The organism is Ancylobacter sp. 3268, from assembly GCF_031456575.1.
Lineage (GTDB): Bacteria > Pseudomonadota > Alphaproteobacteria > Rhizobiales > Xanthobacteraceae > Ancylobacter.
The window spans coordinates 313517-330202 of sequence record NZ_JAVDUX010000001.1 but is presented as its reverse complement, the minus strand read 5'-3'; the positions used below and the strand labels follow the sequence as shown (position 1 = coordinate 330202).

Annotated in this window: 15 protein-coding genes; 10 read left to right on the top strand and 5 right to left on the bottom strand. The window is 64.7% G+C overall.

Features of this window, described 5'->3' with window-relative positions; genetic code table 11:
- Positions 1–11: 11 nt before the first annotated feature.
- Positions 12–773, bottom strand: coding sequence for a Sir2 family NAD-dependent protein deacetylase (locus J2X65_RS01550; protein WP_310196997.1), 762 nt, complete (start codon positions 771–773; stop codon positions 12–14).
- A 67-nt stretch (positions 774–840) separates the two neighbouring features.
- Here J2X65_RS01550 and J2X65_RS01545 point away from each other — a divergent pair, with 67 nt between their 5' ends.
- On the top strand, positions 841–1263 hold the full coding sequence (locus J2X65_RS01545) for a VOC family protein (protein WP_310196994.1): 423 nt from the start codon (positions 841–843) through the stop codon (positions 1261–1263).
- A gap of 83 nt (positions 1264–1346) precedes the next feature.
- On the opposite strand, the gene J2X65_RS01540 is transcribed toward J2X65_RS01545, so the two are convergent.
- Positions 1347–1841 (bottom strand): hypothetical protein, encoded by a 495-nt coding sequence (locus tag J2X65_RS01540; protein WP_310196991.1) that lies wholly within the window; start codon positions 1839–1841, stop codon positions 1347–1349.
- A gap of 416 nt (positions 1842–2257) precedes the next feature.
- On the opposite strand from J2X65_RS01540, the gene J2X65_RS01535 reads away from it, so the two are divergent.
- Genes J2X65_RS01535 through J2X65_RS01525 form a run of 3 tightly spaced genes read left to right on the top strand, consistent with a single transcriptional unit; the run spans position 2258 to position 6997 of the window.
- On the top strand, positions 2258–2995 hold the full coding sequence (locus J2X65_RS01535; RefSeq protein ID WP_310196989.1) for a hypothetical protein: 738 nt from the start codon (positions 2258–2260) through the stop codon (positions 2993–2995).
- A gap of 31 nt (positions 2996–3026) precedes the next feature.
- A complete protein-coding gene (locus J2X65_RS01530; protein WP_310196986.1) occupies positions 3027–6248 on the top strand; it encodes a glycosyltransferase in 3222 nt (1073 codons plus the stop codon).
- A complete protein-coding gene (locus J2X65_RS01525; protein ID WP_310196983.1) occupies positions 6245–6997 on the top strand; it encodes a DUF6270 domain-containing protein in 753 nt (250 codons plus the stop codon). The genes J2X65_RS01530 and J2X65_RS01525 overlap by 4 nt, the downstream gene beginning before the upstream one ends.
- 114 nt (positions 6998–7111) lie before the next feature.
- On the opposite strand, the gene J2X65_RS01520 is transcribed toward J2X65_RS01525, so the two are convergent.
- Both J2X65_RS01520 and J2X65_RS01515 read right to left on the bottom strand, forming a co-directional pair.
- Positions 7112–7894 carry a hypothetical protein gene (locus J2X65_RS01520; protein ID WP_310196980.1) on the bottom strand — a complete coding sequence of 261 codons (783 nt, stop codon included), beginning with the start codon at positions 7892–7894 and terminating at the stop codon, positions 7112–7114.
- Between the two features lie 16 nt (positions 7895–7910).
- A complete protein-coding gene (locus J2X65_RS01515; RefSeq protein WP_310196978.1) occupies positions 7911–8636 on the bottom strand; it encodes an FkbM family methyltransferase in 726 nt (241 codons plus the stop codon).
- A gap of 512 nt (positions 8637–9148) precedes the next feature.
- Between J2X65_RS01515 and J2X65_RS01510 the strand changes: the two genes are divergently transcribed.
- Positions 9149–10141 (top strand): alginate lyase family protein, encoded by a 993-nt coding sequence (locus J2X65_RS01510; RefSeq protein WP_310196973.1) that lies wholly within the window; start codon positions 9149–9151, stop codon positions 10139–10141.
- Positions 10142–10166: 25 nt separating this feature from the next.
- Here J2X65_RS01510 and J2X65_RS01505 read toward each other — a convergent pair whose 3' ends face one another.
- Complete coding sequence (locus J2X65_RS01505; RefSeq protein WP_310197387.1) at positions 10167–10862, bottom strand: FadR/GntR family transcriptional regulator; 696 nt, start codon at positions 10860–10862, stop codon at positions 10167–10169.
- Positions 10863–11107: 245 nt separating this feature from the next.
- Here J2X65_RS01505 and J2X65_RS01500 point away from each other — a divergent pair, with 245 nt between their 5' ends.
- From J2X65_RS01500 to J2X65_RS01480, 5 genes are all read left to right on the top strand, one after another.
- Entirely contained in the window at positions 11108–12673 is a 1566-nt protein-coding gene (locus J2X65_RS01500) for an ATP-binding cassette domain-containing protein (RefSeq protein ID WP_310196971.1), read from the top strand.
- Positions 12674–12684: 11 nt separating this feature from the next.
- Positions 12685–13722 (top strand): ABC transporter permease, encoded by a 1038-nt coding sequence (locus tag J2X65_RS01495; protein WP_310196968.1) that lies wholly within the window; start codon positions 12685–12687, stop codon positions 13720–13722.
- Between the two features lie 85 nt (positions 13723–13807).
- Positions 13808–14764: an ABC transporter substrate-binding protein gene (locus J2X65_RS01490; protein ID WP_310196964.1), complete on the top strand. Its 957-nt coding sequence runs from the start codon at positions 13808–13810 to the stop codon at positions 14762–14764.
- A gap of 67 nt (positions 14765–14831) precedes the next feature.
- Entirely contained in the window at positions 14832–15836 is a 1005-nt protein-coding gene (locus J2X65_RS01485; protein ID WP_310196961.1) for an aldo/keto reductase, read from the top strand.
- A gap of 7 nt (positions 15837–15843) precedes the next feature.
- Positions 15844–16674, top strand: coding sequence for an amidohydrolase family protein (locus J2X65_RS01480; RefSeq protein WP_310196958.1), 831 nt, complete (start codon positions 15844–15846; stop codon positions 16672–16674).
- The last annotated feature ends 12 nt before the right edge of the window (positions 16675–16686 follow it).

Genomic DNA, 16686 nt, shown 5'->3' with positions numbered 1-16686 from the left:
CCGTACTGTGGCTATTGGACTTCATCCAAGATGTCGCCGATGTCGGCATGGATCACCAGATCGGCGAGCGGGTCGAACTCGGTCGGCTCGCGGTTGATGATCACCAGCGTCGCCCCGTTCCTCTTGGCTTCCAAGGGAAATCCGGCGGCGGGATACACGACGAGCGACGACCCGATGGCCAGAAACACATCGCAGGCCTGTGTAAACTGGCGGGCTCGCAGCATCGCCTCGGCCGGCATCGCCTGACCGAAGGAAATCGTCGCGGTCTTCACCGGCCCGTCGCACGCCCGGCAATCCGGCGCCCTCCCGCCCAGCGCGTCGAATCGCGCCCGCACCCAGGAAAGCTCGTGCCGCAGCCCGCAGGCCAGGCAGGTGGCATAGGTGGAATTGCCGTGCAGCTCGACCAGCCGCTCCTCCGGCACGCCGGAGGCCTGGTGCAGGCCATCTATGTTCTGCGTGACCACGGCGGCGAGACGTCCATCGCCGACCAGGCGGGCGAGCGCCCGATGGCCGCGGCCGGGCCGGGCGCCGCCGAACGCCTCCTCCATGGCAAAACGCCGGCGCCAGGCTTCGTCGCGCATCGGCCGGCTCGACAGGAAGGTCTCGAAATCGATCGGCCGGTTGCGGGTCCACAGGCCGCCGGGCGAGCGGAAATCGGGAATGCCGCATTCGGTGGAGATGCCGGCACCGGTAAACGCGACACCCGAGCGCATGCCGGCGAGGATCTCGGCCAGCGCTTCCCGCCCGGACTTGATGTCGTCGTCGAGGACCATATGTTGCTGCCGCCTGTTCATTGTCCGGCCCGCGGGCCCGACATCCGCTGTTTCAGCCGAGGAAGCCATGAAATATCTGCACACCATGGTGCGCGTCACCGATATCGATGCCTCGCTCGACTTCTACGTCAACAAGCTCGGCCTCGAGGAGGTGCGCCGCAAGGAGGTTCCGCAGGGGCGCTACACGCTGATCTTTCTCGCCGCCCCCGGCCAGGCCGGCGTCGCCGAGGTCGAGCTGACCTATAACTGGGACCCGGAAGCCTATGGCGAGGGCCGCAATTTCGGTCATCTCGCCTATGAGGTGGATGACATCTACGCCACATGCCAGAAGCTGATGGATGCCGGCGTCACCATCAACCGCCCGCCGCGCGACGGCTACATGGCGTTTATCCGCTCGCCCGACAACATCTCCATCGAGCTGCTGCAGAAGGGCGGCGCCAAGGAGCCGCAGGAGCCGTGGATCTCCCTGCCCAATACCGGCAAGTGGTGACATCCCCCGGTGACGTGCTCTCGGTGACATCCCTTCGGTGACATCCCCTCGCCCGGCGGGTGCTGACGGCGCGCGTTCCGCCCTTAGCGCTCCGGCCGGGTCCTGAACCGCACGAAGGCGGCGCGCAACCGCGCCGCCAACCGGGTGCCGGCCCGCCAGAGCGCGCTTGCGCGCAACACCTCCAGCACCGCGGCGCGCATCTTCAGCATCAGCCCGACCCCCCAGGCGAACCAGGGAAAGGTCATCAGCTTCGGCTTGCCGGCGCTGTAGATGCGCTCCACCACTATGAAGCTGGCGAGATAGGCCAGCCCGAGCGCGAGGGTGCCGGAGGCGTAGTGGCCGCGCGCCGCCCAGACCAGCGCCAGGAACTTCATCGGCTCAACGATGGCGAGCGGCACGGCCAGCAGGACGAGGATGGCGAAACGCTCATGCCCGGCCACCCAGGCCTCGAAGCGTTGCATCGGGCGCCAACGCGCCACCGCCGCGATAAGCGGGCGATAGATAGGGCGCGCCAGTTCGTCGAGGACGACGATCAGCACGATGGCGGCTTCGAAGAGAAGGCGCGGGAGCGATTTCAACAGTTTCCACATGACAGGCGTAACAATCAGCGCGCCAAGGCGGCGAGATTAAGCCCGAGGCGGAATCGGCGCTATCGGCTTCGCCCGGAACCCGATTGCCGGCGCGCGGCGGGCATCCGCCACCGCCACGCGACGACATGCGGGAACCAGAAAGCCGCGCCCATCGCCCGCAAACCTATGCCGCAGCGCAATATGCGACTTCCTCCAGTACCATTTTCATGGGAGGCGGGCGCGGCGGCGATCCGGCATAGGCGCACCCCGCGTTCCGCCGGACGTTGCAAAAATTACTCCAGTTCAACCTTACGGAGAGGGTTCAATTCATTTTCTCCCATCTTGCCAAGGGGATCGAAGCTGGGTTAGCTTTATGCTGCGATTGCTCACTTGGGCCTTTTATATTTTATTATGGGGATAAGAAGGTGACTGATTTCTCTTGTCCGATTTGCGGGGGCGATACGTTTGTCGACTTCCGGGGGCGCACCCTGGAAGAGTGCAAGAAGTGCAAGTCGAAGGCCAGAGAGCGTGCCGAGATTCTTGCGCTGAAGTGCCTTGGATATTTCGAGAGCAAGAAGAAGAAGGTTCTCCATATCCTGCCGGATCGGGCGGCGGCGCGTTTCCTGAGCAAAACCTACGGCAAGGGCTACACCGCCAAGACGATCGACAGCGCGACCGTCGACTTCGTCGAGTGCCAGTCGTATCCCGATCTCGATACGCTGATTGAATCGGCCGAGGACAAGTACGACATCATCCTGCACAACAACGCGCTCGAAATTCTGAACGGCCTGCCGATGGACGCCGTGACGAAGCTCGACAGCCTTCTGAAGCCGAACGGCATTCACCTGTTCACCGTGACCGTGCGCGGGCCTCGCACCGACGAAGGCGGCGGGCTGATGCTCGACGAGGCCGAGCGCTCGAAGCGGTTCGGCCGCGGCGACCGCAACCGGCTGTTCGGCGCGGCCGACTTCCCGCGCGCGCTGGCCACCCTGCGCCGCCAGAGCAACCCCCGCTTCAATTTCGCGGCGCGCTTCTCGGATTCGGACCTCGATCGCTGGCGCATTCCGCCGAGTGAGTTCCGTGACATCAACAGCAATACCGTGTTCTATTACGTCGCCCCCTCGTTTAGCGAAGCCGTCGTCGAGGCAACCGCGGCGGCGTGAGGGTTGATGCCGCTGCAGTCGAAGGTCGCGCATGAAGACGAATCTGGCCGAATCCTCCCTTGACGGCGTGCGGGTTTCCGGCGCACGGGCTTTCGTACGGGGGGGGTGGTCGATCGTCCTCAAGCAAGGGGCGACCAAGGCTGCGTACAGCACGGTCTCGATACCGCTGATCGGCGAGGGCGGCGGCATCATGGTGCCCGGGCTGCGGGTGCTTGGTGTCCAGGATGACGGGTTTCTCCGTATCGAAGCGGAGATCCCCGTCGATCCCAAGGACCATCGCTTTCCGATCGCGGTGGCCTTCGTCATCGGCGGCGCCGATGGCGAGGAGGCCGGCATCGTCGATGCGATCGAGATCGTCCGGCGCGGCAAGGGCGGCAAGCTGGTTTCGATCGTCGTTGCCGTCGACAACAATATCGATGTGACCCCCTACGCCATCGGCCATGAGATAGCTCTCCGGCCGGAGGACCAGGAGGTGCTCAAGGAAGCCTATGACGACATTGCCGCCAGCCGGATTCCGGGGGGCGTCAGCGATACACTGCACCTGGATTTCGTGATCCGCTCGCCGCGCGTCGCGGTGCGCCTGGGATTGGCGACCATCGTCAAGGAAGGCGACCTGCAGAACGGAACGCAGTATAATGGCGTTCCGCTCCCCTCCATCGGATCGCTGCGCGAGGAAGGCGCTCCGGCGGTCGTGGCGCCGGTGACGGCCACGGTGCTGCCGCTGTTTTCTCCTCCCGCCGCAGCCAAGCCGGCTGTCGAGGCCGCTCCTGCGGCCGCCGAAGCCGCTCCGGCAGTCGTCGCGGCGCCCGCCCCCCCTCCTCCGCCGGCCCCGAGCATCGCTTCCAAGGATCTCAAGGCGATCGACAACGAGATCGGGCATCTCGAGCGGGCATTGTGGGGCGGCTATTCGCAAGTGGCGCAGGAAAGCCTGCTGCGCATCGCCAAGTCGCGCCTGTCGCACCCGGAAGCACGGGTGCGGGCCAGCTGGGAGCTGTCGCGCTGGTTCTCGGTGAAGGGCGATTTCCGCCAGGTGGCGGAACTGCTCGGCGAAGTGCGCACGCTTTCCAAGCCGTTCGCCCGCCGCAAGACCTTCCGCCTCGTCGAGATCAATGCGCTGTTGCAGATCGGCGATCTCGACACCGCTGCCAAGCGCGTCGAGGATGCGGCGAAGGGCCGGCCCGACGACAATGACTACCGGCTGATGGGCACCAATGTCGCCTATCTGCGCGGGGTCAACAATCCCGAGCGGCTGAAGGAAATGAGCGCGGAGCGCCTCGCGGCGTTCAATGCGATGTTCGCACAGGACGGGCTGGCCACGCTCCTTGTCGACCTCGACAAGGAAGAGCTGAATATCAACAGCCTGCGCTGCGACGCCACCGACCGCTGGATTACAGACGGCCCGAAGATCAGCGTGCTCATGGCCGCCTATGGCGCCGAGGAACATCTTCACCTCGCGGTGGAGTCGATCCTCGCCCAGACATGGCGCAACCTTGAACTGGTCATCGTCGAGGATTGCAGCCCCGACGGCACCTGGGAGCGGATGCAGCACTTCGCCGCCCTCGACGACCGCGTGCGCATCTTCCGCAACAGCGAGAACCAGGGTGCCTACATCACCCGCAACAATGCGCTGAGCTACGCCACCGGCGAGTACATCACCGTCCATGACAGTGATGACTGGTCGCATCCGGAGATGCTCGCGGCGCAGATGAAGCCGTTCCTCGAACGCGACCCGGAGGAGGTGAAGGCCACCTTCTCCATGATGTGCCGCGTGACGCCGGACCTGCGCTTCGGCATCCGCCCGAGCCGGCGCAATCTTGAAACCGTGCATCGCAGCTATCCCTCGCTGCTGGTGCGCCGCAGCGATCTCGATCAGGTCGGCGTGTGGGACGGCGTGCGCGCCAATGCCGACGCCGAGATGGTTGCGCGCCTGCGCAACAAATTCGGCCCCGAGCGACTGGTCGACGCGCTGCCCAACACGCCGATGTCGTTCTTCCTCGTCCGTCCGGAATCGCTGACCGAGCAGGGAGAAACCAGCCTGCTCAGCCTCACCTTCGGCGTGCGTCACGAATATGACCGCCAGGTCGAGCACATGCGGCGGAAGTGGGAGGCCGAAGGCGTCATCCCCGGCGAGCGCGCGAGCAAGAAGGTGCCCTTCGCCTCGCCGCAGCTGCTGCTGCCCTACCATATGCGGCCGGAACCGAAATACGACATGATCCTGGTCTCGGATCTGTCGCTGCTCGGCGGCACGCGCGGCTGCAATCTCGGCTATATCGATGCCGCGGTGGCGGCGGGACGACGCGTCGGCCTGTTCCACTGGCCGCGCGGCGACCTGCGCCTGCTGCCGGACATCGACCCCGCCTATCGCGATCGCAACCAGCTGGAGCAGGTGGACATCATCACCTGCGAAGAGGAAGCCGAATGCGACCTGCTGATCCTGCATCACCCGCCGGTGATGAAGCACATGCTGGACCGCTTCCCGCGGATCACCACCAAGCATGGGGTGATCCTGGTGAACCAGTTGCCCTATCAGGTGCTGGGCGGACAAAACCTCTTCTATGAACCCTTGATCGCCGAGCGGGATTTCCGGCGACTGTTCGGGGTACGGCCGCTCTGGGCGCCGATTTCGACCCTGGTGCGGCGCCATCTCGACGAGCAGGACAGCGGGCTGGTGATGACCGAGACCGACTGGTTGCCGCCGATCAACGTGCCGCTGCGCGACCCGCCGCCGCGCGATGCCTCCGGCCGGCCGCCAATCATCGGCCGCCACGCCCGCGACCACTGGACCAAGTGGCCGGAGCAGACCTCCCTGCTCTCCGCGGCCTATATGGTGGGAACCGACGTGCCGGTTCGACTGCTGGGCGGCGCCAACACGCCGGAACGCCTGCTGAGCGGCATCCCGGAAAATTGGGAAGTGCTGGAGTTCGACAGCATACCCGTGCTCGACTTCATCGATTCCCTCGACTTCCTCGTGCACTTCCCGCACACGCAATATATCGAGGAATTCGGCCGCAACGTCGCCGAGGCCATGGCGCGTGGCGTGCCAGCCGTGCTGCCGCCGGTGTTCCGCGAGACCTTCCACGACGCCGCCATTTATTGCGAGCCGCAGGAGGTCGGCGAGACCATAAGGCGAATATGGGCGGATCAGGATCTCTATATGCATTATGCACGTGCCGGGCGTGATTTCGTGGCACAGAACTGCCACGTGACCTCGCTGCAGAACCGCATGTCCGGCATTCTGGGAACGGCATCTTGACGGAAACCGCCGTGCCCGTAGAGACGCGCATCAAGCGCGTCGCCATTCTCGGTACCTGCGTCAGTCGCGATATGATCCGCATCGCGACCAACGAAGCCGTGCAGGTGAAGAAATATCTCGCCCGCGGCACCGTGCGCTCCATCCTCGCCAGATCACCGGGCAACCTGTCCTACGGCGATCCGGCCGACCTGCCGGGCTTCGAGCGGCGAAACTTCGAGACCGACATCGCCAAATCCGCCTTCAAGCAGCTGAGCAATGTCGAGGCCGACATCTGCATCGTCGACATGATCGACGAACGGCTCGCCACCTGGAACAATGGCGATACCATTCTGGTGAATTCCAAGGGTTTCGAGGTGGCGGTGGGCAAGCTGCCGCCGCCCTGGAAGTATCGCTCTCCCTCGGCGATACGCAAGGAGACCCTGGAGCGAGCCCCGCTATGGGCCACCAAGCTGAAGCAAGCGGTCGGCGCCATGCCGATCGTGATCCACCGCGCGGTTTGGGCGCCCGGTGGCGGCGCCGATGACGATGCCGTGCGCGATCAGAACGTCTTCCTCAACCAGCTTTACGACATTCTCTGCGAGACCCTGCCGGACGCCGTCTCAGTGCGCGCCGACGACGCGTTTCAGCACGCCGCGACGGAACATCAGTGGGGGCCAGCTCCCTATCACTACATAGATTCGTATTACAAGAATGTCTGGGCGGCCATCGCCGCCCGCTTCCCCGCCGAAGCACATTCGCAACAGGACTGACGGTTGCCCAGCAGCCGCCGGCGCCGACGCCAACCGGCCTTGTTGACACACACCGTGCTATTGAAACGGACGCAACATAGGTCGTACCACAGAGCCGCGGACATTCGGCCCCGCTCAGACGGAGGGCACCTCGCCGAGCTCTGACACGAACTTTTCGGCCAGCTTGTTGAGCACCACATTCACCACTTCTTCCCGATCCTCCTTCCAGAAGCCGGTCACGTGATAAATGAAGGAGTCGGTCAGCTCGGAATCGCGCCAGTCCGTGCCGGGCTCGTTGACGAAGAGCGTGCTGTTATTGAAGCGCTTGTCAATTCGCTGCATCGAAACATCGTATTTCCGAAGCAGGTAATAGGATAGAGTCTGGTGCGGATAGCGGGCGAACAGCAGCGGCGCCGCCTCGATGATGTTCTTCGCGAGGAAGGCCGGTGAATACACCGCGTCATACAGCATGACGCCGGTATTGGCGTAGAGGGCGGGGTCATAAGCCACCTCCTCCCACCCATTCCTTGCCGTTTCGGCCTGGATGACCCGGAAAGAGTCCTCGGCGTGGTCGCGGCTGGTATGGGTGTAGCCGCACCGGCCTGGCTCGACGATGGAAAAGAGGTCCGGCGCAGTGGGCGAGATGATGCAGGTGTCGTCCAGCATCAGCACGTTGCTGTAGCCCTCGTCCATCAGCTTGCCGACGCAATACTGCTTCATTGCGTATTCGAACTTATGCGGGCGCCCCGGCTTGTCGGGGAGATCGGGAAACGGGAATTCGACGCGCGACGGCGTGGACTCGATTATCCGCAAATCCGCCTTGCACCGCTTCGCATAGCGCTCCATCCAGCTCAAGCACGAGGCGAACCAAGGCCGATTGCCGATCGAGATGACAACTATGACACGACCAAATCCCAACGTTCCTCTCCCAGCCTCACTTTTGCGCAACAGCAGAACGGCTGTTGGATTTTTTATTGTTCATAATAACAGATGAAGAAATGAAAACTGGGTTGCTGCGACGAATGATCGGCCTTCCGTCCAATTCGAACGCCATATCATAAAGGGCGAACAAATGATAATCACGTGCCGAAAAATAATTGAAGAAGGCAGCGAAAGGTACCCACTTCCGGTTCGTGATGTTCATTGAACAACCGACCTGTACGATATCGATCTTCTGCTCATCCCACATCGACCTGAAACCTTCGACCACCTGAAAGTCGAAACCTTCCGTACCGATCTTGAGAAGCGATATCCGATCGATTTTCTCACGCCGGCAGAACTCGTCGCCGGTCACCACCTCGATGACGTCGGTGCCCTGCGTCTTGGCCGGCGCCATATTGAGGATGGTGTTGTGCTTGTCGTTCAGCTGGGCATGACCGGACTTCGAGCCCAGCGCCATATTGAGGACGCGTGCGCGCGCACCCCCCGCCTGCTTCTTCTCGATTTTGGCGAAGCTCGAGCTGGAGAGCTCGAAACCGACCACCCGCGCGCTTGTCAGGCTCAGGAAGCGGGACAATGATGTCCCCAGATTCGCACCGGTTTCGACGATGGTTTCCAGCTTCAGATTGGGGAGATGGGTCGCAATATCGTTCAGAATCTGGACTGATCCGCCTACCTCGACATCGTGTGCGACGCGATGTCTATCGTCAGCTTTCAGCATGCGCCTCGTCTCCCAAACCCGACTCGTACGGAGCCGCAACCTCGCAGTCTCTCGTCCATTTGAGATACCCTAAAGCACAAGTGCAAGCGCAGTACCAGAATCCATGTTACTCTATCATCAGAGTTTTTCGATATCCGACCTTTGAGCCTTCGTGCCCCCATCGATCGAGCCGGAGCAGCCGGCAAATCGGCCCGGCCCCTGGCACAGGCTCAATTGTATCGCCCCGGCGCTGCACGTGCCAAAACACCTTCTTGGTAAGATATCAAGAGAAAAATGGAGGTCGCGGATGATTGTCTTGAGATGTCCACCCTTCTCCATTTTGTCCTTCGTGTCAGCTGAACATCAGTTTTCCTCGACGTCAAGCGCACCGGGCTGAACAGCAACAGGCGAAAACTCTCGGAAAATAATACCTCATCGCCCGCCATCATTTCGCGTGCTTTTCTGTCGAACATCTCCGGTGCAAGACGCCGCCGCCCGCTAGATCCATTGTAGTGGTATTGGATTAGATATTTATGCCGGAATCCGGACATTTCCGTTACCTGACGTGCCTGGCCGCCGCGCTGGTGATTGTCTGCACGCTTCTCGGCGACCTCGGCGCCGCCCGAGCCCAATCCTGCGAGAATCCCCCGTCCCTGCCCTCGCTCATCGACGTGCGTCGTCCCGACGCGGCGGTACGCCCGGGATCCGAGGAATTCGACCAGGAGTTGTCGGAATACCAGGACAGCATCCGCGACATCCGGCGCTTCCTGTCCTTCGTGGCGCAGGCCTCAGATGCGGCGATCGCGGCCCCGAACGATGCCGGCGTCGATTGCCTCAGCCAGGCCTTCGAGCGGGAACGGCGCGACCGACGGCTGCTGAGAAAGACCGATGCGATGCAATCGGGCTATGAGCAGCATTGGGCGCTCGCCGGCATGTCGCTGGCCGCGTTCAAGCTGCAGCGGGCCGGCAAGCCGCTGCCCGCCCCGGCCTTGGCATGGCTGGTCGACATCGCGCATCAGGTGATGGCGTTTCATGACCAGCACGGTCATCTGAACAATCATGTCCTCTGGGCGGCGCTCGGCGTAGGCACCACCGGCTATCTCAGCGGCCAGGCCGATCTGGTGCAGTGGGCCAACACCAAAGTGGGGCTCTCGCTGGCCACCGCCCTGCCCGACGGCACCCTGCCGCGGGAAATGAGCCGCGGCGCCAAGGCTTCGCACTATCACTTCTTCGCGGCGCAGCCGGTGATGCTCTATAGCGACATCCGCGCGTGCTTCGGCGACCCGATGCCCGCGCAGGAACAGGCCATCATCGCCAAGCTGGACGGCGTCCTGCGCCACATCCTCGCCGACCCGCAATGGCTCGCCGCACGCGCCGGTGCGCGTCAGGTCGATGTCGGGAACACCGTCTGGCTCGACGCGCTGGAAACCGGAAAGGTGCCGGCGAGCCTGCAGAACGGCAGGGGTTCAAGCCGCCTCGGCGGCCGCCTGACCACTCTTGTCGCCGCATTGAGCTGCGCGCGGTAGCGCGCGGCGCGGGGCGCACGGAAACTCAGCGCGGCTCGCTTTCCACCCAGCGGCGCTTCGATTCGGCGAGATGCACGCGCATCAGCGCTTCGGCGAGCGGGCCGTCGCGCGCCTCCAGTGCCGCCAGGATCGCCTCGTGCTCGGCCAATGCCGAAAGCCAATTTGCCGGCGTGTCGAAATGCGCGCGGAACTGCGAGGACATCGGGCTGTGCCGCTCGTCGAAGAGTTCGGCCACCAGCCGGGCGATGACGCCGTTTCCGGTTTGGCCGGCAATGGCGAGATGAAACTGCCGGTCGTGATCGAGCGGCTTGCGCCCCTCCTCTATGTCCAACCGCATGGCGTCCAGAGTGACACGCAGCGCCTGCAGCATCATGGGCGTCATGCGGGTCGCCGCCAGGGCGGCTACCGCGCTCTCCACCGTCGCGCGCGCCTCCATGAGTTCGACCGGGCTCTCGCCGGTCGCCGCCGGGGCCAGAGCGCGGCGCTCCGCCATCCCGATCACATAGATGCCCGAGCCCATGCGGATCTCGACCGTGCCGTCGATCTCAAGCGCGATTAGCGCCTCGCGCAGCGAAGGGCGCGACACGCCGAGTTGCTGGGCGAGATCGCGCTCGGCCGGCAAACGACTGCCGGCCGAGAAATGCCCGCTCTGGATCAGCCCGCGGATCTGATCGGCCACCTGCTGGTAGAGTCGGCGCTCGGCCGTGCGAATGATGTTCATGATCAGGCCCCGTTTGGCCTTACCATAGGAGCCGAAGCCGGCAGCGGCAAGCGAGAGATAGCCGACCATCAACCGGCTGTCTGGCCATATGATTTCGGTTTGGTCTGACCGAATCTTCCTGGTTCGGTAAAAATTGGCTTGACCAGTTACGGCAAAATGCCACCATAGATCGGTAACCGGCCCACAAGCCGACAAGACCTGCTGCAAGCGGGCGTGACGTCGCAATCGCGACATGGGAGGACGCCATGGGATACGGCCAGACCGCCGGCGCACAGCCGCGGGCGCCGCAGAGTGATGCGCAGGGCGAGCCGCTGCTCGCGCTGGAGAACATCACCAAGGAATTTCCCGGCGTCAAAGCGCTGCAGGGCGTCAGCTTCAACCTGCGGCGCCACGAAGTGCACGCGGTTTGCGGCGAAAACGGCGCCGGCAAGTCGACACTGATGAAGGTCATCAGCGGCGTGTTCCCGCCGACTTCCGGGCGCATCGTCTACAAGGGCCAGCCGCGCCAGTTCACCTCGCCGCTGGAGGCCGAGGCGGTCGGCATCGCCATCATCCACCAGGAGCTGAACCTGGTGCCCCACCTCACGGTGGCCGAGAACATCTATCTCGCCCGCGAACCGCGGCGCGGCTTCCTGATCGACCGCCGCAAGTTGCGCGCCGATGCCAAGGCCTGCCTCGACCGCCTCGGCGTCGCCATCGACCCGGACCGGCTGGTGCGCGAGCTCTCGGTTGCCCAGTGCCAGATGGTCGAGATCGCCAAGGCGCTGTCGCTCAATGCCGAAGTGCTGATCATGGACGAGCCGACCTCCTCGCTCACCGAGCAGGAGACCCGGCTGCTGTTCAAGGTCATCCACGACCTCAAGGCCGCCGGTGTCGGCATTATCTACATCTCGCACCGGCTCGACGAGATGGCGGAGATCGTCGACCGCGTCACCGTGCTGCGCGACGGGCGCTATGTGGCGACCGACGATTTCGCCAAGACGTCCGTCGACGAGATCGTCGCCCGCATGGTGGGTCGCTCGCTGGAAGAGAAATTCCCCGAGCGCACGTCCCGCCCGACCCGCGACGTCATCCTCGCGGTGCAGGGGCTCACCCGCAACGGCGTGTTCTCCGACATCGGCTTCGAGCTCAAGCGCGGCGAGATCCTCGGCTTTGCCGGGCTGATGGGCGCCGGCCGCACCGAGGTGGCCCGCGCCATCTTCGGCGCCGACGCCATCGATGCCGGCACGGTGACGCTGGAGGGCCGGCAACTGGTCATCCGCTCGCCGCGCGACGCCATCGCCGCCGGCCTCGCCTATCTCTCCGAGGACCGCAAGGCGCAGGGTCTGGCCGTCAAGATGCCGGTCGACGCCAACATGACGCTGGCCAACATGGACGAGGTGTCGAACCGCTTCGGGCTGATCGACTTTGCCAAGCATGCCAGGGCCGCCAGGCAATATATCGATCTGCTCAGCATCAAGACGCCGTCGCTCAAGCAGCCGGTCCGCCTGCTCTCCGGCGGCAACCAGCAGAAGATCATCATCGGCAAGTGGCTGTTCCGCAAATCGCGGGTGCTGTTCTTCGACGAGCCGACGCGCGGCATCGACGTCGGCGCCAAGTTCGCCATCTACAAGATCATGGACGAATTGGCCGCCGAAGGCATCGGCGTCGTGCTGATCTCGTCGGAGCTGCCGGAGATCCTCGGCATGACCGACCGCGTCTGCGTGTTCCATCACGGCCGCATCACCGGCGTGCTGGAGACCGCCCGCACCAGCCAGGAAGAAATCATGCACTACGCATCCGGCTATGGACGGCCGGACAGCCGCCATTGACGGAGCCGAGAATGACCATGACCGTCACCACGCCGCCCGCCACGGGAAAACCGAGCGGCCGCCTGTCCGACCGGCAGAAGGACCTGCTGCAGAAATTCGCCGCCCTTGGCAGCCTCCTGGTGCTGATCGTGGTGTTCTCCTTCACCAGCAGCGCGTTCTTCACCGTCAATAACGGCATGACCATTGCGCTGCAGGTGACGTCCATCGCCCTGCTCGGCATCGGCGCCACCTGCGTGATCATCACCGGCGGCATCGATCTTTCGGTCGGCTCGGTGCTGGCGCTGGCCGGCGTGGTGGCGGCGCTGGCGGTGAAGGAGCTCGGCATGCCGGTCTCCGTCGCCATGATGCTCGGCATCCTCACCGGCTCGCTGTGCGGGGTGATCAATGGCGTGCTGGTGACCAAGATGCGCCTGCCGCCCTTCATCGCGACGCTGGGCATGATGCTGATCGCCCGCGGCGTCGCGTTGCAGATCACCGGCGCCCGCGCGGTGTCCGGCCTCGGGGAATCCTTCGGCGAACTCGGCAACGGCGCCTTGTTCCGCATCGTCACCATCGGCGATGACGGCTTCCCGAACGTGGTGTTCCCCGGCATCCCCTACCCGGTGGTGCTCATGGTGGTGATCGCCCTTGCCGTCGCGCTGATGCTCAACCGCTCGGTGCTCGGCCGCCATATCTATGCGGTCGGCTCCAATGCCGAGGCGGCGCGGCTCTCCGGCGTCAACGTCTCCGGCGTCACCTGCTTCACCTACATCCTGTCCGGCAGCCTCGCCGGCCTCACCGGCTGCGTGCTGATGAGCCGCCTCGTCACCGCCCAGCCGAACGAGGGCGTGATGTACGAGCTCGACGCCATCGCCTCCGCGGTGATCGGCGGCACCTCGCTGATCGGCGGTGTCGGCACGATCTCGGGGACGTTCATCGGCTCCTTCGTGATCGGCATCCTGCGCAACGGGCTGAACATGAACGGCGTCTCCGCCTTCACCCAGCAGATCATCATCGGCCTGGTGATCCTGCTCACGGTGTGGATCGACCAGCTGCGCAACCGTCGCTGACCGCGGCGCTCCAGCTCACCAAACCGCCCCGGCGACCGGAAAACCGGCGCCTATCCCTGACGAACGCCTGAATCTGGAGGAAACCATGAAGAAGCTCGTCTCCGCCCTGCTTGCCTCGGCAGTGCTCATCGGCGCCGCCGCCACGGCGCAGACCACCGCCCATGCCGGCGAAATCGCCGTCATCGTCAAGACGGTGAATTCCACCTTCTGGCAGAACGTGCAGAAGGGCGCCGACGCCGCGCTCAAGGAAACCGGCGGCAAGAACACCCTCACCTTCCAGGGCCCGGCCTCGGAATCCGCCATCGCCGATCAGGTGAACATGGTGGAAAACGCCGTGAACCGCGGCGTGTCGGGCATCGTGCTCGCCCCCTCCGATCCCGACGCGCTGGTGCCGGCGGTGAAGAAGGCGTGGGAGGCCCGCATCCCGGTGGTCATCATCGACTCGATGCTCGCCAAGGGCGCCGAGCAGTACTATCAGTCCTTCCTCGCCACCGATAATCGCAAGGCCGGCGAGCTGGCCGCCAAGGCGCTGATCGAGAAGACCGGCCCCGAAGGCAAGATCGCGGTTATGAGCTATGTCGCCGGCGCCGGCTCGGAGATCGGCCGCGTGGGCGGCTTCACCGACTACATCAAGGCGAACTCGAAGCTCCAGATCGTCGGCCCGTTCTACTCGCAGTCGCAGATGGCGACCGCGCTGAACCAGACCACCGACGTGCTGGCCGCCAATGCCGACCTGAAGGGCATCTTCGGCGCCAATGAGCCGACCGCCATCGGCATGGCCCGCGCCATCAAGCAGGCCGGCAAATCCGGCAAGATCGTCGCGGTCGGCTTCGACGGCAACCAGGACCTGCAGGACTTCGTCAAGGACGGCACGCTCTCGGCCATCGTGGTGCAGGGCTCGTTCCAGATGGGCGATCTCGGCGTGAAGACCGTCTCCAAGCTGATCGACAAGCAGAAGGTCGACAAGTTCGTCGATACCGGCGCCGTCGTGGTGACCAAGGCGAATATCGAGCAGCCGGAAGCCAAGAACGTCCTCTACTGATCGCCTCCCGCCTGCGGGGCGCGGGAAAAGCCTGCGCCCCGCCCCTTCCGAACGGACACGGATCATCATGAAGGCCGGCGCTACTCGCATTCACGCCCGCACCCAGCTCGCCGTCACCGCGATGGGCCTTGGTTGCGCGCAGATGGGCAACCTCTACCGCGTCACCAGCTACGCCGAATCCGCCGGCGCCTTCCGGGCGTCGTGGGAGGCCGGCATCCGCTATTTCGACACCGCGCCCTTCTACGGCTTCACCCGTTCCGAGCGCCGCCTCGGCACCATGCTCACCGATCTGCCGCGCGACAGCTATACGGTCTCAACAAAGGTCGGGCGGGTGATGACGCCGGACCCGACCGTCGGCGCGATAGAGGACGGCTATGCCGAGCCGCTGCCGTTCCGCCCGGTGTTCGACTACAGCCAAGACGGCGTGATGCGCTCCTTCGAGGCGAGCCAGCAGCGGCTCGGCCTGCTGGCGCCCGACATCCTCTATGTGCACGACATTGGCCGCCTCACCCATGGCGACCGACACGAGCACTACTGGCGGCAGCTGACCGAAGGCGGCGGCTTCCGCGCCCTTGCGAGCCTGCGCGAGCAGGGCGCCATCAAGGCGTTCGGCCTCGGGGTCAACGAATTCGAGGTGATCGAGGAGGCGCTCAAGGTCGCCGACATCGACATCTGCATGCTGGCGGGCCGCTATACCCTGCTGGAGCAGCAGAGCCTCGGCTTCATGGACGAGTGCGCCCGGCGCGGCGTCGGCATCGTCGCCGCCGGCGTGTTCAATTCCGGCATTCTCGCCGGCAGCAACAAGTTCAACTATGGCGACGCGCCCGCCGATATCGTCGCCCGCGTCGAGGCGCTGCGCGCGGCCTGCGCCGACGAGGGCGTGACGCTTCAGTCCGCGGCGCTGCAGTTCCCGCTCGCCCACCCCGCCGCGCTCACCGTGGTGTCCGGCGCCCGCAATGCCGAGCAGATCACCGCCAATATCGGCTGGTTCGAGGAGACCATCCCGGCTTCGTTCTGGAACCGGCTGAAGGAGCGCGGGCTGATCGCCGACGGCGCTCCGGTCCCGGCGTGAGGCGATAATGCGGATCGACGCCCACCAGCATTTCTGGCGCATCGCCGACCGGACCGGCCAATGGCCGCCGGCCGAGCTCACGGCAATCCATCGCGACTTCGGGCCGGAGGACCTTGAGCCTCTGCTCACCGCCAATGGTTTCGACGGCACGGTGCTGGTGCAGACCATGGAGCGCGAGGCGGATACGACCTATATGCTCGACCTCGCCGCGCAGCATGATTTCATCAAGGCGGTGGTCGGCTGGACCGACCTCAAGGCGGCGGATGCGCCGGACGCCGTTGCGCGGCTCGCCGCCGACCCGAAGCTGAAGGGCATCCGCCCAATGCTGCAGGACATCGCCGAGGACGGCTGGATCGACGATCCCGCCCTCGACTCGGCGGTGGAGGCGATGATGGCCCATGGCCTCGCCTTCGACGCACTGGTTCTCCCGCGCCATCTCGCCCCGCTGCTCGCCTTCGCCACCCGTCATCCGGAGTTGCGGATCGTCATCGATCACGGGGCCAAGCCGCTCATCGCCGACGGGCGGATCACCGCATGGCGGCAGGCCATGGCGCGGCTGGCGGCGCTGCCAAATGTCTGGTGCAAGCTTTCCGGCCTGCTGACGGAGGCCGGCGGGCGCGGGCCTGCGGCGGTGCGCCCCTATGCCGAGACGCTGCTGGAACTGTTCGGTCCCGAGCGGCTGATCTTCGGCAGCGACTGGCCGGTGCTGCGGCTGGCCGGCGACTACGTCACCTGGGTCGAGCAATGCCAGACCATCGTGCCGAGCGAGCACCACGACGCGGTGTTCGGCGGCAATGCCATCACCTTCTACCGGCTCGCCGGCGCCGCCTCGGCCTGAACGGAGTTCTCT